This window comes from Nocardia sp. CA-151230 (genome assembly GCF_050942175.1).
Taxonomy (GTDB): Bacteria; Actinomycetota; Actinomycetes; order Mycobacteriales; family Mycobacteriaceae; genus Nocardia.
This window is the reverse complement of the sequence record NZ_CP192061.1, coordinates 5,900,937-5,925,682: the sequence shown is the minus strand read 5'-3', so window position 1 is coordinate 5,925,682 and position 24,746 is coordinate 5,900,937. Positions and strand designations below refer to the sequence as shown.

Genomic DNA, 24,746 nt, shown 5'->3' with positions numbered 1-24,746 from the left:
TGACGGTGTGCCGGGTGGTGATCGGGAAAATCGATTGCGCCCGAGCCGATCCGCCCGGCACGATCGTCGGCATGTTCGCGCAGCCCATCGTCGCATTCCCCGCAGTCGCGGGCGCGATGGCTGCTGCCCTGGTGGTCTTCGCATTCGACGGCGCACGACGCTGACCTTCTCCGGGACGTCCCGGGACCTCAGACGGGGAAGGTCGGCTCGCTGCTGAGGTCCCCTCGAAACCTTGACTCCCGGTTGGAGAACCAATCATGGCCAAGCAGGCCTATGTCCGCACCAAGCCGCACCTCAACATCGGCACCATGGGGCATGTCGACCACGGCAAGACCACGCTGACCGCCGCCATCACCAAGGTGCTGGCCGAGCGCGGCGGCACCGCCTTCGTACCCTTCGACCGCATCGACCGAGCGCCGGAGGAGATCGAGCGCGGCATCACCATCAATATCGCGCACGTCGAATACGAGACGGCCACACGGCATTACGCGCACGTCGACATGCCGGGGCACGCCGACTTCGTGAAGAACATGATCACCGGCGCGGCCCAGCTGGACGGGGCCATCCTGGTGGTGTCGGCGGACGACGGCGTCATGCCGCAGACCGCCGAACACGTGCTGCTGGCCCGCCAGGTGGGTGTCGAGCACATCGTGGTCGCGCTCAACAAGGCCGACATCGCCGACGGCGAGTTGCTGGAGCTGATCGAGCTCGAGGTTCGAGAGCTGTTGTCCGCCAACGGTTATGATGGCGACGGCGCTCCCGTGGTGCCGGTGTCGGGGCTGCGGGCGCTGCAGGGTGACGAGCACTGGTCGGTGCAGCTGCTGCGCCTGCTCGACGCCGTCGACGACTACGTGCCGATGCCGGTGCGCTACACCGACGCGCCGTTCCTCATGCCGGTCGAGAACGTCCTCACCATCACCGGTCGCGGAACCGTCGTGACCGGTGCGGTGGAGCGCGGGCGCGTTCAGGTGGGCGACCGCGTCGCGGTGCTCGGCTTCGGCGGAGCGGTCGAGTCGGTGGTCACCAGCCTCGAAACCTTCGGCCGGACCATGGAATCGGCCGAGGCGGGCGACAATGTGGCGCTGCTGCTGCGCGGCGTGCAACGCGGTCAGGTGGCGCGCGGCCAGGTGGTCGCGGCGGTCGGCAGTATCGCGGTGCACACCGGGTTCACCGCGCGGGTGCGGCTGCTGACGGCGTCCCAGGGCGGTCGGCGCACGCCGATCGTCACCGGATACCGACCGCAGTTCTTCGTCCGCACCGGTGACGTCTCCGGTCAGGTGGCGGTGCCGGAGGGCCGCGCGATGCCGGGCGAGACCGTCGAGGTGGCGGTCACGCTCGACCGCGCCATCCCGCTGGAGCCCGGGCTCGGCTTCGCGGTCCGTGAGGGCAACCTGACGGTCGCCGCGGGCACGGTCCTCACCGTCGACGGCTAGCGGCGAACGAATCCCGGCCACCGAGTGTGGCCGGGATTCTCTCATCCGGCGTGCGCATCGTCCTCGACGATGGGGTCCATGGAACGTGGGCACTATGGGGACGACCATCGGGCATTCGCCGAACTGGCACGGGGTTTCGTGCGCAAGGAGGTCGCGCCGCACTATCTGGAGTGGGAAGAGGCGGGGATCGTGCCGCGCTCGGTGTTCGCGCGGGCGGGAGAGCTGGGACTGCTCGGATTCGCGGTACCGCAGACCTACGGCGGGCTGGGAGTGGCGGACTTCCGCTTCAATCAGATCCTCATCGAGGAATTCATGGAAGGTGACGGCGCTGGAGTAGGGCTGAATTTCGCTCTGCACAATGACATCTGCACGCCCTATCTCGTGGAACTGACCACCGAGGAACAGCGGCAGCGGTGGCTGCCGGGATTCGTGGCAGGGACGCTGATCTCGGCCATCGGCATGACCGAGCCGGGCGCGGGGTCGGATGTCGCCGGAATCCGTACGGCAGCGGTGGATATGGGCGATCACTTCGTGGTGAACGGCGCGAAGACGTTCATTACCAATGGGATCAATGCCGATCTGGTGATCACGGCGGTGCGGACCTCCGCCGAGCGGCACAGGGGGGTGACCCTGATGGTGCTGGAACGCGGGATGCCGGGCTTCGAACGGGGCCGCAACCTCGACAAACTCGGCCTGCACTCGCAGGATACGGCCGAGTTGAGCTTCACCGACGTTCGCGTGCCCAAAGAGAATGTGCTGGGTGAGGTGGGGCGCGGCTTCGAATACCTGATGCGCAACCTGGCTCAGGAGCGCATGCAGATCTCGGTGGCCTGCCTCGCGCGGGCGCGGGTCGCGCTGCGCACCACCATCGAATATGTCGGCGGCCGTGAGGCTTTCGGGCAGCCGATCGGGGGCTTTCAGAACACCAAGTTCACCCTCGCCGATGTCGCCACCGAGGTCTCGGTCGCCGAGGCGTTCATCGACAAATGCGTTCTCGAGCTGAACGCCGGTCGGCTCGCGCCGGCCGATGCGGCCAAGGCCAAACTGTGGGCTTCGGAGATGGAATTCCGGTGTATCGATCGGTGTCAGCAGTTGTTCGGTGGGTATGGGTATATGCGCGAGTATCCGATTGCGCGGGCGGCGGCTGATGCGCGTATCACTCGCGTGTATGGCGGCACCTCCGAAATCATGCGCGAGATCATCGGCCGCGACCTGCATTTGACCGATCGGTCTCGGGGTGCGAGTTAGCGAATTATATTGCGATACGGAATAATTGGGATTTCTTGAACGATCTCCGGGCGGTAGAGACATCACCGCGGTGGACGCGGTCGGTGCGGTGGGTGACGCGCTCGATGTGCTCTCTCTTTGGGTTTCGGCTCTTATCGTTTGAGCCCTTGGGCGGTAGCGATCAGCCGCTCCATCGCAGTGCGAGGCAGGATGCGGCGGATCGCGAACATCAGCGGGGCATTGCTTCCTACCGCATAGAGCGGCTTCGGACGGTCCGAGTCGACGGCTGCCACAATGGTTTCCGCGACTTTCTCGGGCGGGATCCCCTTGCTCATCTGGCTGTCGAGCTTGGCCATGAACTTGGTGAATTCTGCGGCGTGCGGAGAGCCTTCGTCGATGTACTTCATCCGTCGCTCGCTCAGGCCGGTGTCGATCTGGCCGGGTTCCACCGTGGTGATCCAGACACCGTACGGCGACTCTTCGAACCGAGCGGCGGTCGCGAACCCGCGCAGTGCCGCCTTGGTCGCCACGTACGAGGAGCGGTAGGGCATGGGGAAGCTCCCCAGCATGGAACCGACCATGACGACCCGCCCGTAGCCTCGCTCGCGCATGCCGGGCAGCACCGCCTGTGTCAGCGATACCGCACCGAACACGTTGAGCTGGAACAGCCTTTCGATCGCTTCCCGGGGCAGTTCGGCGAGCGGTCCGGCCTGGCTCTCTCCGGCGTTGTTGATCAGAACGTCGATCGCTCCGAGAGCGGTGGTGAAGCGGTCGATCGAGTCGAGGTCGGTGATGTCCAGTGCGCGATATTCGACTCCGGCCACGCGGTCGGCGGCGGCGATGGAGTCGGGGTTTCGGCTGGTACCGATCACCTTGTGGCCGCGGCCCGCGAAGGCAGCGGCGGTGGCCTTGCCGATGCCGGAGGACGCGCCGGTGACAACCACGGTACGGGTCGTGTTGCTGCTCATACGGCAGACGTTATCGGGCTCGGTGGGAGTCCGGCCAGGTGGTGGGTCGGCGTTGGGTCTGGATGCCGGGCCATGAACGCAGGACCTCGGTGCAGCGGACCTGGCGGCGTTCCGCGGCCGATTCGTCGGTAACCGACCGGATGCCGAGCCAAATGCCGATGCCGAAGGTGGGTGCCGCCAGTGCGGGAATTAGCAGGATGACGGTGGAGCTCATGGTGGGCAGGCCTCGATTGCTGGTCGTCGTCCGGACCGGATGTGGATGAATCGCACGGGGGCACCGGCTGTTACGTGACGAATCGCGTGTCGACCGAAACGCATCATGTGTCGCATTCGAATCTGTCGGTTGCGCCACACCGGACGGTCTCTCGTTGATATGTTTCGCCAACCCGATGGGGAACAGACATTTGGTCGGGAGTAGTCGAAGAGGACGACGCGTACATGTTCGACTGGGATCTAGTCAGGAACACCTCCGGCGTGCACATCGTGGCGCGGATCGCGGAGGAACGGGGGATGCCGGTGGGGGAGTGCCTGGCCGGCACGGGAGCGCCGCCCGAGGCGGTGATCGATCGCTACGCGGAACTGTCTGCGCGGCAGGAACTTACGGTGGTGCGCAATCTGCTCGCCCGATTCGGGGACGAACCGGGGCTGGGCGTCGAGGCGGGGCTCCGCTATCGCGTCTCGCTGCATGGACCGTGGGGGCTGGCGCTGCTGGCCAGCCGCACGCTGCGGGACGCCCTGCAGGTTGCCCTGCACTGCGTCGAGCCGGCCTTCGCCCTCGGGCGGTTGAGCTTCGAGGAGACGGACGGCGAAGGGCGGCTGCGGTTCGATGATCGGGAGCTTCCCGAGGATGTCCGCGCCTTTCTGGGCGAGCGGGTCATGGCCGGTGTTCAGGTGATCGCCCGGGAATTGTTCTCCATGGGAGTTCCGGTGCGGCGCTTGAGTTTCCGGCACGGCGCGCCCGCCGATACCGCGCGATATCGGTCGGTCTTCGGGGTGGAGCCGGACTTCGGCGCGGCCGGCACCGAGCTCGCGTTCGACGCCGCCCATCTGGATGTGGCGCTGCCGCAGGCCAACGAGTGGGCGCGCAGTCGGTGCGAGCAGATGTGCCGGGACCTGCTGGCCCGCCGCCACGCTCGTACCGGCGTCGCGGGCGCGGTGCGGGATCTGCTGATCCGCAATCCGGGGGTGCTTCCGGATCAGTCGGCGGTGGCGGCCGAGATGTACGTCAGTGCGCGCACACTGTCGCGGCGGCTCCACGAGGAGGGCACCTCCTTCCGCACGCTGCTCGACGAGGTCCGGCAGGCGCTGTCGGAAGAACTGCTCAACCGCACCGATATGACCACCGAACAGGTGGCGGGGCGGCTGGGCTACGCCGAGGCCGCCTCCTTCATCCGGGCCTTCCGGCGGTGGCAGGGTTGTCCGCCCCAGGAGTATCGCGCGCGCGGCAGGATGCCGGCGCTGGTGTAGCCGCGACGCTCGGTGTCAGTGCTGCGCGGTCAGGAAGGTGCCCGCGTGCAGCGTGGTGCCGACACCGGGCGCGAATTCGCCGTACTCGTAGACCAGGTGGCCGCCGACCACGGTGGCGGCCACCGCACGGTCATTGCGGTTGACCATGCGCTGCAGGCCCGCAACGCCGGGGAACGGCGCCTCGGCGTAGGCGCTGCTGGAGCCGTCGAAACCGGCGGGGTCGATCACGGCGATATCGGCGCGGCCGCCGACTCGCAGGTGACCGGCGTCCAGGCCGTACCAGTCCGCCAACTCGCCCGTGACCCGGTGGATCGCGGTCTCGAGCGGCAGGAATCCGCGCTGGTGCGCGCGTTCGAGCAGGCGCAGCCCGAAATTGTAGAAGGCCATATTGCGCAGGTGCGCACCGGAATCGGCGAAACCCACCTGCATCATGGGCGAACGCTGCAGCCGGTCCAGGACCTCCTCGCGGTCATTGGCGATGACGGTGCGCCACCGCAGCTTCGGGCCGTGCGTGACCGCCAGGTCCAGGAGGGCGTCGGCCGGATGGATGCCGCGTTCGTCCGCTACCGCGCCGAAGGACTTGCCGACGACCTCCGGCTCGGGGCAGGACACGATCACCGCGTCGTACAGGTCGCGGTTCCACACGCGCGGGCCGTACTTCTTGGCCAGGTCCTTGCGGAAATCGCGGCGATAGGATTCGTCTGCCAGCAGTTCGCCGCGCTTCATGACATCGCGGATATTGAGTGCGGCTACCCCGGAGCCGAACTCCTCGAACACCACCAGATCCACGCCGTCGGCGTACACCTCGAACGGGACCGGCAGGTGCTGCCACCGGAAGCGTGCTCCGCCAACGGTGTTCACGATCCAGGCAGCGGTGGTGGCGGCACGGGCGACGGTGCGGTCGGCCTTGACGTCCATGCCCGCGATGAGGGAGGTCTTGAGCGGCTTGCGGAAACGGCCGGCGCTCTCGGCGAAGTAACGGGCGATCTCGGCGCGGGCGGTGAGGTTGGGTGTGCTCTGGTGCACGCGACCGCGGCGGCGCAGGATCGTATTGAGGGCGTGGTACTCCCGCCAGGTGGCATACGTGGACGGCAGCCGGCGGGTGGGGAATCGGACGCCCTCCAGCTTGGAGAACGAGCTGCGAATCGTGGACAGGCCCAGGAAACCGGCGTCGAGGGCGTCCTCGAGCATGGCACACATGCGGGCCAGCTCGGCCTCCGTCGGCCGTGCCGTGGCATCCACCGCGCGGGCCAGGCCCATCACCGCGACGCGCATATCCGAATGTCCCAGGAACGCAGCGACATTCGCGCCGAGGGGGCGGTCGGCGATGGCCTTCGCGTAGGACTGCGGGCCGTCCCAGTCCTTGTGCTCCTTGACGGCCGAATGCACCGCGTCCCACGGCAGGGCCTCGACGCGCGCGAACAGGTCGGCGCAGTCCTCGGCCTCCGAATACACGGTGGACAGCGAGCAGTTCCCGAGCACGACAGTGGTGACCCCGTGCCGGACCGACTCCCCCAACCCGGGATTTCCGAGCACCTCGGCGTCGTAGTGGGTGTGCACATCGAGGATGCCCGGCATCACCCATCTGCCGGTGGCGTCGACCGTGCGCTCTCCGTCCGGAATCTCGCCGCCGATGACCGTGACCTTGCCGTCCGTCACCCCGATATCCGCGCGTACCGGCGACTTCCCGGTGCCGTCGAATACCGTGCCACCGCGTATCACCAAGTCGCACCGAGCCATCGCCATCACCCTGTTCATCAACTCGCCATGGAGGGTTTTATACAGGCTATAACCGAAATGTGCGGTTGGTCATCGGGTCGGTGCGGCGGGAAAATCATCGTTGCGGCCCGAGCGATACCGGGCCGCGACCTGGGACTGTCCATCGTGTCCCAGGTCGCGGCGCTCGACGCCACGCCGGAAGTCGAATCGAATTCCGGCGGAATGGTTTTCATCATCATCTTCCCGATCGTCGAACCGCGCTCAGTTCGGTATGGGGCAGAACGGTTCGCATGATGCAGGTGGTGCCGGTGCTGGTGTCTGTGGTTCGTCGAAGTGCGCGGAATTCACCAGCAGCAGGACTGCGATGGCGAATACGAGCACCGCGGCGGACGCGGCCGCCACGAATCCCCAGTTGAGTCTCGGGAAGGTGATGACCTTGGTGCCGTCCTCGACGACGAGGAAGAGCACCGCGGCATTACCTGGCGATCGGGACAATTGAGACAAAACGGTGTGACGCCACCAGTTTCCAGTCATGGCAGCACTCGACCCTTTGCTGAATTCTGTTGCGATTCTGCTGTGAGTACAGCAATCTTCAGGCTACGCCCGAAAAATCGCCATAGCAATCGGCTATGTCACGGCTTCCGGTCGGCCCCTGAGTAGTTCTGCGGTAGCGCGTACCCTGCTGCCCGGTAAAAATGAAATCCATTGCCGGACGGTCCATGTGGGAGAGCGATGAACACCGAAGCACGACGCCCCAGAGGGCTGGGCAAGCGAGCCTGGCTGACGACGCACCTGGTCCGCCGCATTCTCCGCACGCTGGCGTGGTCGAACTTCGTCCACGTCACCGTGATCGGCCGCGACCGGATTCCGAAAACCGGCCCGGTCATCATCGCGAGCAATCACATCTCGATGCTCGACGCGGTCTTCCTCTGGGGAGCGCTCCGCCGCCGCGCCATCGCCATTGCCATGGCCGAACTGTGGTCCTGGCCGGCTATCGGCTGGCTTGTCCGCCGCCTGGGTCAGATTCCCGTCATTCGCCGCGACCCCGACTCCGGCCGCAATGCCATGGCCCAGGCAGAGCAAATTCTGCACCACGGCGGTGTGCTCATCATCTACCCGGAGGGTCGCCTGGTCCCGCCCGGCGACCATGAGCCCTTCAAGCCCGGTGTAGCCAATCTGGCCTTGACAACCGGCGTCCCCATCATCCCGGTGGCCACCACCGGCACCGACAATGTCCTCCCCATCCGCCGTGCCGCCACCCCCGCCCGCCCCTTCAACCGCCGCCACCCGGTAACCATCCACTTCGGTACCCCCATCAACCCCGCCGACTTCGACAATCCCGAAAAACTCCTGGATCACCTCCGCCACCAAATCGAAGCTCTCCGAACCCCTTGACTCCGGCTGAGGTCGCCGCGTGAATGTGCAAGTAATCCCGGGCCGACTGCTCGAAGCGCCGACATCCGATGCGGCCGGGATGGACCGCCGAGCCCTGGCTCCTCGGGGACGCAGTGCATCGAATCCACCGAGGTCTTCGAGGAGCGGGCGCCCATTCTTTCGGTCACCGATGGCGCCGCGGATAACCTCTGGCACCGGGAATCACAGTTTCGACCGTCAACGGCCCGACCGGGCATCTCCCTCCTGGGCCCGAACTCCGGGAGCCGACCGAGATTTCCGGCGCGTGCAGGAAGTACGCGGCTACGGAAGTATCGCGTCGGCTTCTATTTCGACCAGGAGGTCCGGGTCGATCAGTTGGGAGACTTGGAGCATGGTGGCGGCGGGGCGGATGTGGGCGAAGACTTCGCCGTGGGCCTTGCCCACTTCTTCCCACCGGGAGATGTCGGTGACGTAGATTCGGGTGCGGATGACGTTTTCGAGGGAGGCGCCGACTTCGGTGAGGGCAGCGGCGATTCGGCGGAGGGTTTCGCGGGTTTGTTCGGCGATATCGTCGCCGCCGACGGGCGGGCCGTCGGGGGTGGCGGCGGTGGTGCCGGCCACCGCGATCCATTGGCCGACGCGGACCGCGCGCGAATAGCCGACGATCGGCTCCCATTGGGCACCTGAGGAAACAAGCTGTCGAACGGTCATCGTCCTATTCTGCACACTACCGAGAGCTTTCAGCAGACCGGAGCTACCACTGCGCTACAGGCAGACGCCGTGGCGGAAGTGGTGTGTCATCGGCCGGACAGGGCTCTGCACAGGGCTTCCAGTGCGGGGCCGAAACCGTGGTCGGAGGGGGTGCCGTAGCCGACGACCAGACCGTCACGGTGCGGCATGGGGGCGGCGGGGTGACGGTAGCGGCGCAGGCCGTCGAGGGCCAGGCCGAGGCTTCGGGCGGCATGCAGGGTGGAATCCTCTGTGCCGTCCGGCAATTCGAGGACCGCGTGCAGTCCGGCGGCGATGCCGCTGACCCGAATGTGCGGGGCCCGCTGGGCCAGCATGCGAACCAGGAGATCGCGGCGGCGACGGTAGGTGGCGCGGGTGCGGCGGAGATGGCGGTCGTATGCGCCGGAGGAGAGGAAGTCGGCGAAGGTCAGCTGGGTAACCACGCCGGCCCACATTTCACGACTTCCCTTGGCGGACAGGACATCGTCGATCAGTGAATCGGGAAGTACCATCCAGCCCAGTCGCAGCGCGGGGGACAGACTCTTGCTGACCGAGCCCAGGTAGACGATCCGATCGGGGTCCAGGCCCTGCAGCGCGCCGACCGGCTGACGGTCGTAACGGAACTCGCCGTCGTAGTCGTCCTCCAGCAGCACCGCACCGGATGCGCGTATCCAATCCACCACGGCCGCCCGGCGTTCCGGATGCAGAGGGCCGCCGGTGGGGTACTGGTGCGCCGGGGTGAGGAGCACGGCCCGGGCGTCGGTTCCCACAAGCTCGTCCACCACAGCGCCACGGTGATCCACCGAGACCGGAATCGACTCGATCCATTTGTCGTGCAGGATATCTCGATAGAAGTCCAGCCCGTAGGCCTCCATGGCCATCGGCCCGTTCAGCACATCGCACAGCAGCTGCAGCCCGTGCGCGAACCCGGAACAGATGATGATCCGCTCGGGTTCGGCCCGTACGCCCCGCGCCCGGCTCAGATACTCCGCCACCGTGCGCCGCAATTCCACCCGCCCGCGCGGATCCCCCACGCCGAACGCGTCATTGGGCGCGGCCGCCAGCGACCGGCGGGTCGAGGCCGCCCAGTCGGTGCGCGGAAACGCCGCCGCATTGGGCGAGCTCGGCTGCAGATCATGCAGCACCCGGCGCGGGTTGCGCCGTGCCGCAGCGCCTTTGCGATCGACCGCCGCCGGGGTAGCGCGATCCGCCACCCGCGTTCCGGAGCCCTGTTGCGCGGTCAGCCAACCCTCTTCCACCAGTTCCGCATACGCCGCCGCGGCGGTATTGCGCGCAATGCCCAGGTCCGCCGCCAGCGTCCGGTAGGGCGGCAGCCGGGTCCCGGACGCCAACCGGCCCGACCGGATCGCGTCCCGCAGCGCCGACATGAGCTGGGCCCGAGGGCTTCCCTCTCCCGCGAGCTCCAGATGCAGATCGACGCCCGCTGTCTCGCCGCCCGCGGAATTGGCCCAATCATCTGCCATGGAAATGCACCATATCAATGGGTCTTTCAGCCCTTACGGTCATGCCATGACGACTTTTCAGGTCCCGGCACGCATGATCTTCGCCGCCGTCGCCCCGCCCCGCGGGCCGCCCGGGGTGTGGTCGCACGGAACCCCTTGTCATCCGAAAGGTTTCACCCATGTCTGCTTCCGTCACCACCGCCCCCGCCCGCTCGCCCGTCCGGGGCTGGCTGGCCGTCCTCGCGGTGACACTGGGCATCTTCGCCCTGATGACCTCCGAGCTGCTGCCGGTCGGCCTGCTCACCCCGGTCGGCTCCGCGCTGCACGTCTCCGAGGGCGTTGCCGGGCTGATGGTTACCGTCCCGGGCCTGGTCGCGGCCCTGTCCGCGCCGATCGTCACCGTGCTCACCGGGCGCGTGGACCGCCGCATCGTGCTCGCGGTCCTCATCGGCCTGATGGGCGCGGCCAACCTGGCCTCCAGTCTCGCAACGAGTTTCGTGGTCGTGCTCATCGCCCGATTCCTGGTCGGTATCGCCGTCGGCGGCTTCTGGTCCATCGCGGGCGGCATCGCGCTGCGGCTGGTGCCCGAGCATCAGGTCGCCCGCGCCACCGCGGTCATCTTCGGCGGCGTCGAAACCGCCTCGGTGCTGGGCGTTCCCACCGGCACGTTCCTCGGCGACCTGAGCGGCTGGCGCACGGCCTTCGCCGCCGTGGGCGCGCTCGGCCTGACCTCGGTGGCGTGCATGGTCTTCCTGATGCCGAGCCTGCCGGCCGAGCAGTCGGTCCACCTGCGGGATCTGCCGGCGGTGTTCAAATCCAATGCGGCCCTGCGGCTCGCGCTGATCCTGACCTTCCTGGTGATCACCGGCCACTTCCTGGCCTACACCTTCGTGCGCCCGATCCTGCACGAGCACGGCGTCGACGATCGCGTGACCGGGGTGCTGCTGCTGGTCTTCGGCATCGCCGGCATCTGCGGCAACTTCCTCGCGGGCACCCTGGTCGCGAAAAGCCTGCGGCGCACCACCTTCGGCATCGGGGTGCTGCTGGTCGCGGCCATGGCCGCGCTCGCGTTCTTCGACACGAATGTCGTTGCCGCCGGATCGATCCTGATGCTCTGGGGCCTCGGCTACGGCGCCGTCCCCGTCACCTTCCAGACCCGCATCCTGCGGGCCGCTCCGGACACCACCGAAGCGGCGTCGTCCCTGTTCGTCTCGACCTTCAATTTCTCGATCGCCCTGGGCGCGCTGGCCGGTGGCATCGCGGTCGACCACGCCGGCCCGCTCAGCGTCCTCTGGCTCGGCGGCGGTTCGATCCTGGCCGCCCTGTTGATCCTCGGCGGCCGGGCCCGGACTCCCCGGCTCGCCACCGTCTAGCCGGTCCGGTCTCCCCGATCGCGCTGGACGGACCGAGGGGTGGTTCGATCGGGGTATGAGCGACGGTGGAGAAGCCAGGCGAGTTGTGTCCGCAGAGCGTGAGGTATCCGCCGGGGCCGCGCGGATATTCGAATTGATCGCCGATCCGGCGCAGCAGTCCCGCTGGGATGCGAACGACAACCTCGCACACGCGGAGCCGGGGCAGCGGGTGCGGTCGGTCGGTGACGTCTTCGAGATGACGCTCACCTCGGGAGCGGTCCGGGAGAACCGGATCGTCGAATTCGAGGAGACGCGCCGAATCGCCTGGCTGCCTTCGGAACCCGGTGCGCAGCCGCCGGGCCACCTGTGGCGGTGGGAGCTGGAGCCGTTGGGCGACAACCGGACCCGCGTGACCCACACCTACGACTGGACCGATCTGGCCGATGAGAAGCGCCTGGCGCGGGCGCGCGCCACCACCTCGGAGATGCTGCGGGGATCGGTGGATCGACTGGCGGAGCTGGCCGAAGAGCAGTGATCGGCCTGCCGCGCGCCCGGGGCTCTCAGGAGGCCGCGTCCTGGAGCTCGCGCACCGCGGCGGTGGTGTAGCGGTAGTCGTCCAGCGGGAAATGCCGGTTCTCCCAATACATTTCCAGCTGGGTCGAGGGCCGGAAGGCCGCGCCGTCCCCCTGGTAGTTGATGTAGTAGGTGTTCGAGGTGATGCAGCCCTGGGTGAACAGGTGGGTCCGCTTGGCCCGCGTGTCCATCCGCGCGAAGTACTCGTCGTGCGGCTGCTGCCGCACCTCCACCCGGGTCGCGCCGCGCCGGCGGGCCTCCCCGATGACCCGGGCCGCGTGCGCCGAGGTCGATTCGATCAGCGGGATATACGAGCCCGGCGCATAGGCGTAGGGCCCCACGATCAGGAACGCATTGGGGAACCTGGGCACCGACACCCCCTGGTAGGCCTGGAAGCGGTGCTCGTCCCAGAACTCGCCCAGTTCGAGCCCGTCGCGACCGTAGATCGGATAGGGCGGCGTGTACCCCTTCTCCATCACCTTGAATCCCGTGGCGCACAACACCATATCGAATTCCCGCTCCCGCCCGTCGGCGCTGACGACGCCTGTCGGCGTGAAATGCTCTATGGCCTCGGTGACCAGATCGACATGCGGGAGGGTGAACGTCTTGAAATACGAATTCGAGATCGACGGACGCTTGCACCCGAACCGGTAGTCCGGCGTCAGCCTGCGACGCAGCTCTGGATCGCGCACCTGACTGAAGAGAAAGGCCTTCATGGCGGTTTCGGCCGCCGTCATACCCATCGAGGTCAGCCGCGGATAGTTGGAGATTGCCAGCCCTGCCCCCAGACCGGCGTTCACGCCCACATTGCCGAGAAAGCGCACCGTTCGCTGCAGCGGCGCGAAGTTCAGTACCGCGTTCGCGACCGGCCCCATGGGGAAGTCCACCTTGGGCCCGATCCAGATGGCCCGCCGCTGATACACGGTCAGCTGCGCGACCGCCTTGGCCAGTTCGGGAATCACCTGCAGCGCAGTGGCTCCGGTGCCGATCACCGCCACCCGCTTACCCCGGTAGTCGTAGTCATGGTCCCACCGGGAACTGTGCATGATCTTGCCGGTGTAGTCGCCGATCCCCGGAATATCCGGATTGTGCGGCTGCTCCAGCCCGCCGACCGCGCCGATCACATAGCGTGCCGTGATCTCCGTGCCGTCTTCGAGGGTGATCCGCCACAGATCCCGTTCCTCGTCGAAAACCCCGAGCACGACGCCCGATCCGAGCCGCAGCTTGCCGCGCAGCCCCTGCCGATCGACGACCTCCTCCGCGTACCGCTGCAATTCCGCGCCGGGCGCGAAGAACCGCGACCAGTGCGACCGCGGCTGAAACGAGAAGTTGTACACCGGCGACGGAATATCCACGGCCACACCGGGATAGGTATTGGCCAGCCAGGTGCCACCGACCTTCGGCCACTTGTCGACGAGGACGAAGTTCTCGACCCCGATCCGGCGCAGCGCGACACCCGCGCCGATCCCGCCCAGACCCGCACCGACGATCACGACCTCATGGGTGGGTCGGGGCTGGGAACCATTGGTAGCGCTCATGACTGAGACCTCACGTCCTGGATGGATCGGATTCGAGAGCGACGCCGGATTCGGCCGCCGCGCGCGCCCGCGCGATGACCTCCGGAAGCTGTTGCCGCCGTAGCTTGCCCGCGGTCGTGCGCGGCAGTTCGGGTACGAACACGATGTCGCGCGGCACCTTGTAGCCGGCCAATGTGGCCTTGATGTGCCGTTGCAGGGTGCGTGCGCCGGCTCGCGCCCCGGGCCGGAGCACCACGGCCGCCGCCAGCCGCTGCCCGAAATCGTCGTCGGGCACCCCGACGGCTCCCGCGTCGGCCACCGCGGGATGCGCCAGCAGTGCCTCCTCGACCTCCTGCGGGAAGACGTTCTCGCCGCCGGAGACGATCATGTCGTCGGAGCGGCCGTCCACGAACAGCCTGCCCTCGGCGTCGACATGGCCGAGATCACCGGAGTCCATGTGCCGTCCGACCATCTTCTTGGTCCGGCCGTCGCTGTAGCCGGCGATCATGCTCGGGTTCTTGTTGACGATGCGGCCGGTGACACCGGTAGGCACCTCGCGGCCGTCGCCGTCGACAATGCGGATGTCCACGATCCCGGTCAGCGGCCGCCCCACGGTCCCGGGCGCGGCCCGCAGATCCGCGGGCGTGGCGAAGGTCCCCGCGCCGGTCTCGGTGGAGGCGTACGCGTTGAACAGCACCTCGCCGAACTCGTCCATGAAGGCGGTGGCCAGCCGGGCCGGCAGGGGAGCGGCGCCGCACACCACCATCCGCAGGCTCTCGAGGTGATAGCCGCGGCGGTCCGCCGCCGGCAGATCCATGATCCGCTTGATCATGGTCGGCACCAGGCAGGCGATCTGCACGCCGTGCCGCTCGATATCGGCGAGCACGGTTTCGGCGTCGAACCGGTCGTGCACGATGGCGGTCGACCCGAGCAGGAACGCCGCGGCGATCGCCAGGAACCCGTAGGTGTGATGCAGCGGCGGCGCGATCACCATGGGCCGCCCGAGCCGCGGAATCGTTTCGATCCGGGCCAGGTCGCCGAGCGCGAGCACCATGCGCGGGCTCAGCCCGGCCAGCACGGACCGTGCGCCGAGTGTGCGGGGCGCGCCCTTGGGTACTCCGGTGGTGCCGCCGGTGAGCAGAATGATCGAGCCCCCACCCGCGGGTTCGCGCACCGGCGGCCCACCCGCGGCGACCAGGTCCGCGACGGACGGCAAGCCCTCCGCGGCGCCCCGCACCACCACCCGGCGACCCCGATAGCCGGACTTGTCGATCGCGGTATGGAATTCGCCGTCGTACAGCAGCAATTCCACGCGTTCGCGGTCGAGCACCTCACCGATCTGCGGCCCGGCGAAGCCGTAGTTCAACGGCACCAGATCCGCCGAGAGCCGTGCTGCCGCATAGGCCGCGATCACGAATCCCCGGTGATTGCGGCACAGCACCCCCACCCGCTGCCCGCGCCGCACATCCCAGCGCGCCCGCAGCGCCGCCGCCAGCCGCTGCACCTGCCGATCCAGTTCGGCCGCGGTGATCTGGCCGTCGTCGTCGATCATGGCGGGCCGATCCGGGAACCGCGCGGCGCACACCGACAGTGCCGTGGCCAGTCCGACCCCACCGCGTAATGCCCGGGCCAGCTGGGGAATCCGGGTGGGCGGCACCAGGTTCAGCGCGCCGCTGGCCGGAATCCACCCGGCCACCGTCACCGCGTCGTCGAGCAGGTTGGCGGCCCGCTCGACCCGCCCGATCGGCCCGGCCCAGTCGACCGGCCGATTGTTCCAGTTCCCGGCCTTCGCGTAGGTGGTCAGCAGCCGTTGCGCCGCACGGGAATTGTCCAGCGCATAGGACAGGGGTGCGCCCGCCCGCTCCCACCACGGCCGGATCGCCAGGGGACGGTCCACGATGGCCCGGCACACCATGCTCGCCGCCTCCTCGGTCGACATGCTCGGGGTGTAGCGATAGATCCGATACGGACCCAGCATGTCCGATCGCACCAGCTGCAGGTGAATGGTCGAGACATCGATGCCGTCCGCCCGCAATTCCGGTGCGGCGCCGCGCATCCAGGAATTGAACGCGGACTTGGAGGCGATATAGGCCGTCCAGCCGACACCCGGGCCATGTACACCGGCGGTACTGATATTGACGATGTGCCCCTGCCGGCGCGCCCGCATGGACGGCAGCAGGCTCAGCACCAGACGCATCGGGCCGAGAAAGTTGACGCGCGCGGTGTCGTCGAAATTGTCCCAGCGGTCGAGCGAATCCGACAGCCAGCGGCGGATCGATCTACCGGCATTGTTGACGAAGACATCCACGTGCCCGTGCTGGGCCAGCACGCGCCTGATGAGTGCCGCGCAGGCGTCGGTATCGGAGAGATCCGCCGGATAGGGGTGGACGGTTCCCGGGAATTCCGCTGTCTCCGAACATAATTCCGCCAGCAGGGACTCGCGGCGGGCGACCGCGAGCACGATCGCGCCATTGGCGGCCAGGCGGCGCGCGGTGGCCCGCCCGACGCCCGAGGACGCGCCTGTCACCAGGATCACCCGGCCCGTCACGGCCGGTGCCAGGCGGCGGTCGCTGATGCCGTATCCGGCCGCGCCCAGTGCGATCCGGACCGATTTCGGCAGTTCCATCATGGCTCGACTTCCTTGTCGAACGGCGGGGTCAGGCGGACAGCCGCTCGAATTCGTAATCGGAGAACGGGAAGTGGTGATGCGCCCGCTGCGCCGAGAAGAATCCCGTGGGCCGGATATAGGTGCTGTCGCCCTGCGAATTGCGGTAGTAGGTGGGCACGTGCGCGTTCAATTCGGCCAGGTAATCCGTTGTCGAGATGCAGCGTCCAGCGGTGCCGGTCCTCGTCCCACTCCTCGCTGACCACGGTGGTCCCGAACCGGATGTGCGGATACAGCCCGAACCGCCGCGCCACCGCCATGAGATACCGCTTCACCTCCGCGCCGGAGGCGAACAGCCTGCTCCAGTAGGGGTTTCGAGCGAAAGAGTACTGATACGCCAGCGACGGGATATCGACTTCCAGCCCCGGGTAATGGTTTTCGTGCCAGCTGCCGCCGACCTCGTCGGCCCGTTCCAGCAGGACGAAGTCGCGCACCCCGGCCCGCTTCAGCTTGACCCCCGCGGCAATGCCGCCGGGCCCCGCGCCGATGACGGCGACCTCGTGGTCCGGAGCCGAAAGCTCAGGACGGCGGATGTCTTTGGATGCAGTGGTCACGACGGGGACCTTCCGGACAGACTCCGGCGCTGCATTGCGCCTGTCACCCAGGGTAGTTCTGTCTGGGACAGTGATCAAGACCCTTGGGTGACGGTGAGCCCGCAAGCCGGTCCGGTGCGGCTCAGCCCGCCGCGAACCCGGTCGCCGACGCGCCCGCCCGGCGCAGCCGCACGGCATCGAGATCGGCCGGCTGCCCGCTGCGCGCCCGATGCCGGTCCATGACCGCGCTCAATTCCGGTGACCAGCGCAGGATCTCGGCGCGCATCGGCCCGGTCGTCCCGAGCTGCGCGACCATCCCCAGCAGGGTGACCAGCCCGCGCTGGAACGGCATCAGATACGCGGGTATCCCGAGCTGGCGGTACGCATTGTCCAGCCTGGGGCTCATGGCGTCACGGGTGCGGCCGCGCAGCCACTCGGTATCGACCCGGGACGTCTCGTGCCGCAGCAGTTCGGTGAACGGCAGCAGTTTCTCGGCCAGTCCCGCGCTGTCCAGACCGCGCTGCCCGTCGGTGAACCCGTGGCTGCGCGTGGCCAGGTCCAGCTCGGCGGGCCCGCCATTGATGAGCGCGTCGGCCAGGTCGTGCACCAGCGCCGGGAACTGGGCCGGGGGCCACGCCGGGCAGGCCCCGAAATCCACCACGCCCAGGCGGCCGTCGGGCAGCACTCGGAAATTGCCCGGATGCGGATCGCCGTAGAGCAGCCCCGAGCGTGGCGCGGACGACCAGAAGAACCGGACCGCCAGCATGCCCACCCGGTCGCGCTCGGCCTGCGCGCCCGCGGTGATCAAGCGGGACAGCGGAATTCCGTCCAGCCACTCGCTGACGATCACATCGCCGCACTGCGCCACCACCTGCGGAACCCGGAAATCCGGATCCCCGGCGTAGGCCTCCGCGAAGCGGCGCTGGCTCTGTGCCTCGGCCGCGAAATCCAGTTCCATGCGCAGGCATTCGGCCAGCTCGTCCACCACCGCGCGACCGTCGGCGTGCGGCGCGAAAACCGGTGTCAGCCAGGCCAATCCGCGCAGCCGCTGCAGATCGCTGTCCACGGCCGCGCGGGCGCCGGGGTACATGACCTTGACCGCCACCGCCCGGCCGTCGTGCCAGATCGCGCGATGCACCTGGCCGATGGTGGCCGAAGCAGCCCGGCGATCGTCGAACTCCCGGAAATTGTCCCGCCAGTCCGGGCCGAAGGACGCCGCCAGCACGGTGTGCACGGTGCGGGGCAGCATGGGTGGCGCGGCGTCCTGTAGCCGGGCCAGCGCGATCCGATAGGGCTCGGCCAGCTCCGGCGGCAGGGCCAGCTCGTAGATACCCAGGACCTGGCCCAGTTTGGCGGCGCAGCCCTTCAACTCGCCCAGCACCTCGGCCATGTGCTCGGCGGTGCGCAGCTGGATCTCTCGATCGATCTCACCCGCCGGCCGGCCCAGCGCTCGCTTGCCGGCCCCGGCCGCCTGCCGCCCGGCGTAGGCCAGCGGCACCGCGGCCAGCTTCGCGGTGCGAATCACCTTGCGGGCAGGCGGATTCCCGCCGACGTCCGCGTCCCCCCGTCGTGCGCCGCTTCGCCGCAAACTCATCGATCAACCAACCCCTAGCGCGCGTTTCGATCGAATGCGCATGACGGAGTCTGCCACGAAGTGAAACTATGCGGTACGAAAATCTGTACGCCCCGGTACCGCGTCCTGAATGGTGGGATGCGCGAAGGGAATCCGCTGGTGAGGGGTCAGGACTGCCGGGCGGTGACCAGGGCCAGATCGGTGAGCCGGTGCGCACGGGCGACCTCGGCGGGCGTGAACGGCTCCCCGGTACGCAGGAAGGTCATGGCCGCGAGATCGTCGTGCGGGCCGATCTCGAGCAGGGTGCCGCCGGGCACGCGGCCCGGGTCCGGATCCGGAACGTATTGCGCACTCAGCAGTTCGGCGATCACCAGCGGCAGTTCCCGGGGATCGGCGGCCACCCGCGCGGCCAGTCCCAGTGCGCGCGTCTGGCCGTCGACCAGGGTGAGCGCCGACGCGGGCCAGATGCCGGCGGCGACCCCGCCTGCGCGGGCGACGGCCTGGGTCAGCCGCTGCGGGCCGATCTCGGCCGGTGTCGAGACCACCAGCTCGTCGAGCACGCCGTTCTCCAGGTGATGCACGTGCACGGCAAGGATGTTGGCCCGCCGGTCGGCGAGCTGCTTGGCCAGCAGTTCCAGCCGCCCGGGCTTGTTGTCCAGGTGCACCCGGATGCGCCAGAGCCGCTCGGCGCTGTCGAGGAGGTGGCGGTGGCGCAGTTCCGGGGCGTGCAGCCAGCGGCCGAGATAGCGCATGGCACCGGGTTCGACCACCCAGATGACGAGGATGGTGGCGGCGACGGCGAGCACGGAAACCGTTGCCAGATAGGGCAGTTCGAGGTGGACGACCAGGGCGTGCAGGGCCAGCTCGACCGGGAACACCGCGGCGAGCTTGACCAGCGCCATACGGGTGCGTTTCGGATGGGGCAGTCGACCGCAGACTTCGCAGGCCAGCGTATGAATCTCGGTTTGCCTCATGTTCACCACAGTGCTGGACGCAGGTTTCCCCGACTGTGGTGCGGTGTAAAGAAGGGGTGACGGAACCCGGCAAAGCTTCTGCGGCAGCTGGTCATTCGGTGAAGCGGGCCACAGTCGCGCCGGAGCTGTGCCCCGGCACACATCGATTGCCCCCTATTTGGGCGGTAGCGTCTTGGCGAAGTCGACCCCGCGCCGCACCCACTCGTCGAGCACATCGTCGTCGGCGACGGTCGCGGTGGTGACGCGCAGCCACCCGTGCATCTTCTTGCCGCCCATCTCCATCGGCTCGACCGACCCCGCTCGCAGCAGCGCCGCGGAGGTGTCCGGATCGGTGCGCACCATCAGCCCGCCCTTGCCGCTGGCCGCGACGGCCATATTGCCGCCCACCAGAAACGCCAGGCCGCCGAACATCTTCTTCTCGACCACATTGACCAGTTCGGGCCCGAGCGCGTCCCGAATCCGGTCGGCCAGCTCCTCGTCGTATGCCATACCCGGCATTGTGACCCACCCGACCGACAGTTCTGGGCCGCGGCGCGCGCTCGGGGCCCGGCCGGCTGCGGACCGGAGAGACCATTCCGGCAGGTGTCGGCACGTCCCCGGCGAGGTACACACTATTGGTGGAAGCTCCGCCGACAGTGGGTGTCGAAGAAGAGTTCCTCCTCGTGGATCCGCGCAGTGGCGCGCCGGTCGGCAGAAATGCCGACGTCGCCCGGACCGCCGCGGATTTCGGCATTGACCTGCAATTGGAAATCATGCGGTGCCAGGTGGAGACCAGCACCCGCGTGCACACGAATATCGGTGAGCTGCTTCGGGAACTGCGGGAATTGCGCCGCGGCGCCGCGGCCTGCGCGGAGAAGAACGACGCGCTGCTGCTCGCCGCGGCCGTACCGCCGACCATTTCCGACGAACTCGCCATCACCGCCACCCCGCGCTACAGCCGGATCGCGGCGAGCTTCGGCCGGCTGGCGTACGAACAGGGCCTGTGCGGCTGCCACGTGCACGTCGCGGTGCCGGACCGGGCCGCCGCGCTGCGGGTGAGCAACTTCCTGCGGCCCTGGCTGCCCCTGCTGCTGGCGCTGACCGCCAACTCGGCGATCTACGGCGGCGTCGAAACCGGCTATCACAGCTGGCGCAACATTCTGTGGCGGCGCTGGCCCAGCGCCGGTCCGCCGCCGTACTTCGGCTCGGTCGCCGAGTTCGAGAGGGCCGTGGAGTCCATGCTGTCGCTGGGCGTCATCCTGGATCGCAAGATGGTCTACTGGGATGTGCGGCCCTCCAGCACCTTTCCGACGGTGGAGGTGCGGGTCAGCGATGTGCCCGCCACCGTGGAGGAGTCGGCGCTGCTGGCCGCCCTCGTGCGCGCCTGCGCGATGACCGCCCGCGCAACCGATTCCGTACCCGTGGTCGCGGAAGACACACTGCGCGCGGCATATTGGAAGGCTGCGCACGTGGGCATCGACGGGGCCGCCATCGATCCGCTCGACGGACGCACGGTCCCGGTGGAGGACCTGCTGACCCGGCTGATCGACCGGATCCGGCCCGCCCTGGAGCAGCTGGACGACCTCGCCTTCGTCACCGACACCGTGGCCGCGCTGCTGGCGCGCGGCAACGGAGCACGGCGTCAGCTCAATGCCTTCCGAACCCGCGGCCGGCTCTCGGACGTGGTGGGTGAACTGGCCGAGGCCACGCTCTATTCGTGCCGATAGTGCCCGGTCTCAGGGCATCGGCTGGTCGTCGACGATCATGTCGTAGTTGACCTTCGAGCCCTCCACGTTCGTGGTCTTGGCCGTGACGCCCCAGCGGGTGCCGTCCGATTCGGTCACCACGCACCGGATGGTCGAGCCGGTCGCGCCGCGCAGCAGGCCGTTGCAGGTGGAGGACTGCGGGGCGGCGCCCACCTTCGACTGATAGAAGTTCGAGACACTGGAAGCCACGTCGTCCGGCGCGACGAAGGCGTCGGTGAGGGTCAGGTCGTAGTAGACGTCCTTGCCGTCCACCTTGGTGACCTTCGCATCGATCGCCCAGGTCTGGCCGTCGGCGGAGGTGGCGGTGCAGGTCTGGGTGGCGTCCACCTTGGCGGGCAGACTGCCGTCGCAGGTCACGGTTTTCGCGTCCTCGTGCGACTTGTCCTTGTAGAAGCTGGTGGCCTTCGTCTGCACGTCACCCTTGCTCACCGAGTCCGAACCCGATGATGAGCATCCCACGGCGAGAAGCGGCACGAACGTCAAGGCCAGAGCGGCTGTCAGTTTTCTCATGGACAACTTTAGGCGCCGGTTCGCCGGGAAAATCTTGAGAATGAGCTTGCAAAACCGGCGAATCCGGCGTGTCCGGGGCTGGCGCGCCGCAATTCGGGGTGGATTAGGGACCCTGACAGATGGCCGGTCCGGCGACGTGCGCCGGACCGGCCCTGCTGCCGCGATGGGTCAGTTCACGCGGGCGCGCCACTCCTCGAGCTGTGGGGATTCCGCGCCGATGGTGGTGGATTCGCCGTGCCCGGTGTGCACCAGGGTCTCCGGCGGCAGGGTGAGCAGGCGGTCGGCGATCGACTCGACAACGGTGCCGAAGTCCGAGTAGGACCGCCCGGTCGCGCCCGGCCCGCCGTGGAACAGGGTGTCGCCCGTGAACACCACGCCCAGGTCGGGGGAGTGGAAGCAGACCGCGCCCGGGGCGTGCCCCGGCGTGTGCAGCACGTGCAGTTCGGTCCCGCCGACCTCGATCACCTGCTCGTCGGACAGCTCGCCGTCGGGGCTGGTCTCCGGGTGCGTGTGCTGCCACAGCACCAGGTCGTCGGGATGCATGAGCACGGGAGCGCCGGTGGCCCTGGACAATTCGGGCGCGACGCGAATGTGGTCGTCGTGCGCGTGGGTGACCAGAATGGCCTTGACCTTGCGGGTGCCGATGACGTCCAGGATCGCCTCGACATTGTGGGGCGCGTCGATGACGACGCACTCCAGGTCGTCGCCCACCACCCAGACATTGTTGTCGACGTCGAAGGTCTCGTTGTCGAGGCTGAAGGTGCCGACGGTGACGGCGTGGTCGATGTGCGCCATCAGAACACCACCACCGAGCGCAATACGTCGCCGTGATGCATCTTGGCGAAGGCCGCCTCGACCTCGTCCAGCGCGATGGTCTCGGAGACGAACCCGTCCAGGTCCAGCCGGCCCTGCTTGTAGAGCTCGACGAGATAGGGGAAATCGCGCGAGGGCAGGCAGTCGCCGTACCACGAGGACTTCAACGATCCACCCCGCGAGAAGAAGTCGATGAGCGGCATCTCGAGGGTCATGTCCGGCGTCGGCACGCCGACCAGCACCACGGTGCCCGCCAGATCGCGCGCGTAGAACGCCTGCTTCCAGGTCTCCGGGCGGCCCACGGCATCGATCACCACGTCCGCGCCGAAGCCGTCGGTGAGTTCCTGAACCCGTTCCACCGCATCCTCTTTGGTGGCATTGATGGTGTGGGTGGCCCCGAATCCGGTGGCCCACTCCAGTTTCCGCTCGTCGATGTCGACCGCGATCACCGTGGTCGCGCCCGCCAGCTTCGCACCCGCGATGGCCGCGTTGCCGACGCCGCCGCAGCCGATGACGGCGACCGAATCACCGCGGCTCACCCCACCGGTATTGATGGCCGCGCCCAGCCCGGCCATGACACCGCAGCCCAGCAGCCCCACCGCGGCGGGGGACACGCTCGGGTCCACCTTGGTGCACTGCCCGGCGTGTACCAGGGTCTTCTCCGCGAACGCGCCGATGCCCAGCGCGGGGGTGAGTGGGGTCCCGTCGGTGAGCGTCATGGGCTGGGACGCATTGAAGGTCGAGAAGCAGTACCAGGGCTTGCCCTTGCGGCAGGCGCGACACGAACCGCACACCGCCCGCCAGTTCAGGATGACGAAATCCCCGGGCTCCACATCGGTGACGCCCTCGCCCACCGATTCCACGATGCCGGCGGCCTCGTGTCCGAGCAGGAACGGGAATTCGTCGTTGATGCCGCCCTCGCGGTAATGCAGGTCGGTGTGGCACACCCCGCAGGCCTGCACCCGCACCACGGCCTCGCCCGGACCCGGGTCCGGGATGACGATGTCGGTGACTTCCACCGGGGCGTTCTTCGAGCGTGCGATGACGCCGCGCACAGTTTGGGACAACGAAATTCCTTCCTGGCTAACCGCAATGCCTTCGACTATCGCATCCGACCCCGCCCACGTCATCTAGTACCCCGGGTGACGGAAAATGAATCTCCTTGTGGCCGATCGCAACCTGTGGCCTTTCACAACAGGGATTGCCCGGCCGCCTCGGCGATCGTAGCGGCCACGAGGGTCAGTGCGGGGGAATCGAGCCGCCATTGCTGCCAGTAGAGCGGGACATCCACGAATACCTTCTCATCCAGCGGAATCAGCTCGTCCTCGGGGCGGATCATGAGGTCGGGGATCATGCCCCAGCCCATACCTGCGCCTACCGCGTCATTGAATCCGGCCGAGGACGGGATGTAATGCCGGGGCGGATCCACGGGCTTGCGGGTGTAATGGCGCATGAGCCGGAACTGCAGATCGTCCTTGCGGTCGAACAGCACCACGGGCGCGTGTGCGAACGATTTCGCATTCGCGCCGTCGGGAAACCAGGTGCGGGCGAAGGCGGGCTGTGCCATGGGCCGATAGCGCATGGCACCCAGCCGCCGCACCGTGCAGCCCTGCACCGGTGCGGCGGTGGAGGTGATGGCCGCCATGACGGTGCCGTCGCGCAGCAGGCGGGTGGTGTGTTCCTCGTCCTCGCGATGGATGTCGAACGACACCCCGGCGGCGGCACGGCCGAGCGCCGGAATGACCCACGTCTGCAGTGAATCGGCGTTGACGGCAATGGGAATGACCACCCGGGCGGCGCCGGGCTGGTGGACGTCGCCGAGTTCGCGCGCGGTATCGCCGGTGAGCAGCTGGATCTGGCGGGCCAGCCGCAGCACCGTCAGCCCGGATTCGGTGGGCTGCACCGGTTTGGTGCGCTGCACCAGGATGCGGCCCGCGGCGTCCTCCAGCGCCTTGATGCGCTGGCTGATTGCCGAGGGCGTCACGCTGAGCCTGCGGGCGGCGGCGTCGAAGGTACCCTCGCTGATGACGGCGTCGAGGGCGCGCAGTTGGTCGAGCTGCAGATCCATAGTAAGAGATCGTAATGGTGCCTCAGAATCTTTAGTTGGCCTG

General features: G+C 68.0%; 23 protein-coding genes and 1 pseudogene. 8 read left to right on the top strand and 16 right to left on the bottom strand.

Features of this window, described 5'->3' with window-relative positions; translation table 11 throughout:
* Positions 1-14: 14 nt before the first annotated feature.
* The 3 genes from ACQP1O_RS28195 (at position 15) to ACQP1O_RS28185 (ending at position 2,681) form a co-directional block, all read left to right on the top strand.
* On the top strand, positions 15-164 hold the full coding sequence (locus tag ACQP1O_RS28195) for a hypothetical protein (protein WP_433561464.1): 150 nt from the start codon (positions 15-17) through the stop codon (positions 162-164).
* 93 nt (positions 165-257) lie between these two features.
* The gene (gene tuf, locus ACQP1O_RS28190; RefSeq protein WP_433561463.1) at positions 258-1,433 is read left to right on the top strand and encodes an elongation factor Tu; all 1,176 of its coding nucleotides are present in this window, start codon (positions 258-260) and stop codon (positions 1,431-1,433) included.
* A 78-nt stretch (positions 1,434-1,511) separates the two neighbouring features.
* The gene (locus ACQP1O_RS28185) at positions 1,512-2,681 is read left to right on the top strand and encodes an acyl-CoA dehydrogenase family protein (RefSeq protein ID WP_433561462.1); all 1,170 of its coding nucleotides are present in this window, start codon (positions 1,512-1,514) and stop codon (positions 2,679-2,681) included.
* A gap of 131 nt (positions 2,682-2,812) precedes the next feature.
* On the opposite strand, the gene ACQP1O_RS28180 is transcribed toward ACQP1O_RS28185, so the two are convergent.
* Both ACQP1O_RS28180 and ACQP1O_RS28175 read right to left on the bottom strand, forming a co-directional pair.
* Complete coding sequence (locus tag ACQP1O_RS28180) at positions 2,813-3,628, bottom strand: SDR family oxidoreductase (protein WP_433561461.1); 816 nt, start codon at positions 3,626-3,628, stop codon at positions 2,813-2,815.
* Positions 3,629-3,638: 10 nt separating this feature from the next.
* Positions 3,639-3,842 carry a hypothetical protein gene (locus tag ACQP1O_RS28175; RefSeq protein ID WP_433561460.1) on the bottom strand — a complete coding sequence of 68 codons (204 nt, stop codon included), beginning with the start codon at positions 3,840-3,842 and terminating at the stop codon, positions 3,639-3,641.
* Positions 3,843-4,066: 224 nt separating this feature from the next.
* Between ACQP1O_RS28175 and ACQP1O_RS28170 the strand changes: the two genes are divergently transcribed.
* The gene (locus ACQP1O_RS28170; protein ID WP_433561459.1) at positions 4,067-5,095 is read left to right on the top strand and encodes an AraC family transcriptional regulator; all 1,029 of its coding nucleotides are present in this window, start codon (positions 4,067-4,069) and stop codon (positions 5,093-5,095) included.
* A 15-nt stretch (positions 5,096-5,110) separates the two neighbouring features.
* Here ACQP1O_RS28170 and ACQP1O_RS28165 read toward each other — a convergent pair whose 3' ends face one another.
* Complete coding sequence (locus ACQP1O_RS28165) at positions 5,111-6,835, bottom strand: N-acyl-D-amino-acid deacylase family protein (RefSeq protein WP_433561458.1); 1,725 nt, start codon at positions 6,833-6,835, stop codon at positions 5,111-5,113.
* 240 nt (positions 6,836-7,075) lie between these two features.
* Positions 7,076-7,282, bottom strand: coding sequence for a hypothetical protein (locus ACQP1O_RS28160; protein WP_433561457.1), 207 nt, complete (start codon positions 7,280-7,282; stop codon positions 7,076-7,078).
* Positions 7,283-7,546: 264 nt separating this feature from the next.
* Between ACQP1O_RS28160 and ACQP1O_RS28155 the strand changes: the two genes are divergently transcribed.
* Complete coding sequence (locus tag ACQP1O_RS28155; protein WP_433561456.1) at positions 7,547-8,209, top strand: lysophospholipid acyltransferase family protein; 663 nt, start codon at positions 7,547-7,549, stop codon at positions 8,207-8,209.
* 300 nt (positions 8,210-8,509) lie between these two features.
* Here ACQP1O_RS28155 and ACQP1O_RS28150 read toward each other — a convergent pair whose 3' ends face one another.
* Together ACQP1O_RS28150 and ACQP1O_RS28145 are read right to left on the bottom strand one after the other, a co-directional pair.
* Positions 8,510-8,899 (bottom strand): RidA family protein, encoded by a 390-nt coding sequence (locus tag ACQP1O_RS28150; RefSeq protein ID WP_433561455.1) that lies wholly within the window; start codon positions 8,897-8,899, stop codon positions 8,510-8,512.
* Positions 8,900-8,985: 86 nt separating this feature from the next.
* Positions 8,986-10,401, bottom strand: a complete 1,416-nt coding sequence (locus tag ACQP1O_RS28145) for a PLP-dependent aminotransferase family protein (RefSeq protein ID WP_433561454.1) — start codon at positions 10,399-10,401, stop codon at positions 8,986-8,988.
* A 158-nt stretch (positions 10,402-10,559) separates the two neighbouring features.
* On the opposite strand from ACQP1O_RS28145, the gene ACQP1O_RS28140 reads away from it, so the two are divergent.
* Both ACQP1O_RS28140 and ACQP1O_RS28135 read left to right on the top strand, forming a co-directional pair.
* Complete coding sequence (locus tag ACQP1O_RS28140; protein ID WP_433561453.1) at positions 10,560-11,753, top strand: MFS transporter; 1,194 nt, start codon at positions 10,560-10,562, stop codon at positions 11,751-11,753.
* A gap of 55 nt (positions 11,754-11,808) precedes the next feature.
* The gene (locus ACQP1O_RS28135; protein WP_433561452.1) at positions 11,809-12,267 is read left to right on the top strand and encodes an SRPBCC family protein; all 459 of its coding nucleotides are present in this window, start codon (positions 11,809-11,811) and stop codon (positions 12,265-12,267) included.
* A 25-nt stretch (positions 12,268-12,292) separates the two neighbouring features.
* On the opposite strand, the gene ACQP1O_RS28130 is transcribed toward ACQP1O_RS28135, so the two are convergent.
* The 6 genes and pseudogenes from ACQP1O_RS28130 to ACQP1O_RS28105 all read right to left on the bottom strand — a co-directional run bounded on the left by ACQP1O_RS28130 (position 12,293) and on the right by ACQP1O_RS28105 (position 20,056).
* Positions 12,293-13,843 carry a flavin-containing monooxygenase gene (locus ACQP1O_RS28130; protein WP_433561451.1) on the bottom strand — a complete coding sequence of 517 codons (1,551 nt, stop codon included), beginning with the start codon at positions 13,841-13,843 and terminating at the stop codon, positions 12,293-12,295.
* 10 nt (positions 13,844-13,853) lie between these two features.
* Positions 13,854-16,451 (bottom strand): SDR family NAD(P)-dependent oxidoreductase, encoded by a 2,598-nt coding sequence (locus ACQP1O_RS28125; RefSeq protein ID WP_433561450.1) that lies wholly within the window; start codon positions 16,449-16,451, stop codon positions 13,854-13,856.
* A gap of 182 nt (positions 16,452-16,633) precedes the next feature.
* Positions 16,634-17,020: pseudogene (locus ACQP1O_RS28120) on the bottom strand (NAD(P)-binding protein); the annotation flags it as partial.
* Between the two features lie 142 nt (positions 17,021-17,162).
* Positions 17,163-18,614, bottom strand: coding sequence for an ABC1 kinase family protein (locus ACQP1O_RS28115; RefSeq protein WP_433561449.1), 1,452 nt, complete (start codon positions 18,612-18,614; stop codon positions 17,163-17,165).
* Between the two features lie 146 nt (positions 18,615-18,760).
* On the bottom strand, positions 18,761-19,567 hold the full coding sequence (locus tag ACQP1O_RS28110) for an amino acid-binding protein (protein ID WP_433561448.1): 807 nt from the start codon (positions 19,565-19,567) through the stop codon (positions 18,761-18,763).
* Positions 19,568-19,720: 153 nt separating this feature from the next.
* Positions 19,721-20,056: a TfoX/Sxy family protein gene (locus ACQP1O_RS28105; protein ID WP_379428042.1), complete on the bottom strand. Its 336-nt coding sequence runs from the start codon at positions 20,054-20,056 to the stop codon at positions 19,721-19,723.
* A gap of 128 nt (positions 20,057-20,184) precedes the next feature.
* Here ACQP1O_RS28105 and ACQP1O_RS28100 point away from each other — a divergent pair, with 128 nt between their 5' ends.
* Entirely contained in the window at positions 20,185-21,273 is a 1,089-nt protein-coding gene (locus ACQP1O_RS28100) for a glutamate--cysteine ligase (RefSeq protein WP_433561447.1), read from the top strand.
* A 9-nt stretch (positions 21,274-21,282) separates the two neighbouring features.
* Here the strand turns inward: ACQP1O_RS28100 and ACQP1O_RS28095 are convergent, their stop codons facing one another.
* The 4 genes from ACQP1O_RS28095 to ACQP1O_RS28080 form a co-directional block, all read right to left on the bottom strand.
* Complete coding sequence (locus ACQP1O_RS28095) at positions 21,283-21,822, bottom strand: DUF4333 domain-containing protein (protein WP_433561446.1); 540 nt, start codon at positions 21,820-21,822, stop codon at positions 21,283-21,285.
* A gap of 168 nt (positions 21,823-21,990) precedes the next feature.
* Positions 21,991-22,617, bottom strand: coding sequence for an MBL fold metallo-hydrolase (locus ACQP1O_RS28090; protein ID WP_433561445.1), 627 nt, complete (start codon positions 22,615-22,617; stop codon positions 21,991-21,993).
* Positions 22,617-23,702 carry an S-(hydroxymethyl)mycothiol dehydrogenase gene (locus ACQP1O_RS28085; RefSeq protein WP_433561444.1) on the bottom strand — a complete coding sequence of 362 codons (1,086 nt, stop codon included), beginning with the start codon at positions 23,700-23,702 and terminating at the stop codon, positions 22,617-22,619. The genes ACQP1O_RS28090 and ACQP1O_RS28085 overlap by 1 nt, the downstream gene beginning before the upstream one ends.
* Before the next feature lie 122 nt (positions 23,703-23,824).
* The gene (locus tag ACQP1O_RS28080; RefSeq protein WP_433561443.1) at positions 23,825-24,703 is read right to left on the bottom strand and encodes a LysR family transcriptional regulator ArgP; all 879 of its coding nucleotides are present in this window, start codon (positions 24,701-24,703) and stop codon (positions 23,825-23,827) included.
* Positions 24,704-24,746 lie beyond the last annotated feature (43 nt).

What these genes read in the sequence shown, in the direction of transcription:
- tuf (WP_433561463.1), top strand. Translation starts at nt 258, where the DNA reads ATGGCCAAGCAGGCCTATGTCCGCACCAAGCCGCACCTCAACATCGGC.
- ACQP1O_RS28185 (WP_433561462.1), top strand. Translation starts at nt 1,512, where the DNA reads ATGGAACGTGGGCACTATGGGGACGACCATCGGGCATTCGCCGAACTG.
- ACQP1O_RS28180 (WP_433561461.1), bottom strand. Translation starts at nt 3,628, where the DNA reads ATGAGCAGCAACACGACCCGTACCGTGGTTGTCACCGGCGCGTCCTCC.
- ACQP1O_RS28175 (WP_433561460.1), bottom strand. Translation starts at nt 3,842, where the DNA reads ATGAGCTCCACCGTCATCCTGCTAATTCCCGCACTGGCGGCACCCACC.
- ACQP1O_RS28170 (WP_433561459.1), top strand. Translation starts at nt 4,067, where the DNA reads ATGTTCGACTGGGATCTAGTCAGGAACACCTCCGGCGTGCACATCGTG.
- ACQP1O_RS28165 (WP_433561458.1), bottom strand. Translation starts at nt 6,835, where the DNA reads ATGGCTCGGTGCGACTTGGTGATACGCGGTGGCACGGTATTCGACGGC.
- ACQP1O_RS28155 (WP_433561456.1), top strand. Translation starts at nt 7,547, where the DNA reads ATGAACACCGAAGCACGACGCCCCAGAGGGCTGGGCAAGCGAGCCTGG.
- ACQP1O_RS28150 (WP_433561455.1), bottom strand. Translation starts at nt 8,899, where the DNA reads ATGACCGTTCGACAGCTTGTTTCCTCAGGTGCCCAATGGGAGCCGATC.
- ACQP1O_RS28145 (WP_433561454.1), bottom strand. Translation starts at nt 10,401, where the DNA reads ATGGCAGATGATTGGGCCAATTCCGCGGGCGGCGAGACAGCGGGCGTC.
- ACQP1O_RS28140 (WP_433561453.1), top strand. Translation starts at nt 10,560, where the DNA reads ATGTCTGCTTCCGTCACCACCGCCCCCGCCCGCTCGCCCGTCCGGGGC.
- ACQP1O_RS28135 (WP_433561452.1), top strand. Translation starts at nt 11,809, where the DNA reads ATGAGCGACGGTGGAGAAGCCAGGCGAGTTGTGTCCGCAGAGCGTGAG.
- ACQP1O_RS28130 (WP_433561451.1), bottom strand. Translation starts at nt 13,843, where the DNA reads ATGAGCGCTACCAATGGTTCCCAGCCCCGACCCACCCATGAGGTCGTG.
- ACQP1O_RS28125 (WP_433561450.1), bottom strand. Translation starts at nt 16,451, where the DNA reads ATGATGGAACTGCCGAAATCGGTCCGGATCGCACTGGGCGCGGCCGGA.
- ACQP1O_RS28115 (WP_433561449.1), bottom strand. Translation starts at nt 18,614, where the DNA reads ATGAGTTTGCGGCGAAGCGGCGCACGACGGGGGGACGCGGACGTCGGC.
- ACQP1O_RS28110 (WP_433561448.1), bottom strand. Translation starts at nt 19,567, where the DNA reads ATGAGGCAAACCGAGATTCATACGCTGGCCTGCGAAGTCTGCGGTCGA.
- ACQP1O_RS28105 (WP_379428042.1), bottom strand. Translation starts at nt 20,056, where the DNA reads ATGGCATACGACGAGGAGCTGGCCGACCGGATTCGGGACGCGCTCGGG.
- ACQP1O_RS28095 (WP_433561446.1), bottom strand. Translation starts at nt 21,822, where the DNA reads ATGAGAAAACTGACAGCCGCTCTGGCCTTGACGTTCGTGCCGCTTCTC.
- ACQP1O_RS28090 (WP_433561445.1), bottom strand. Translation starts at nt 22,617, where the DNA reads ATGGCGCACATCGACCACGCCGTCACCGTCGGCACCTTCAGCCTCGAC.
- ACQP1O_RS28080 (WP_433561443.1), bottom strand. Translation starts at nt 24,703, where the DNA reads ATGGATCTGCAGCTCGACCAACTGCGCGCCCTCGACGCCGTCATCAGC.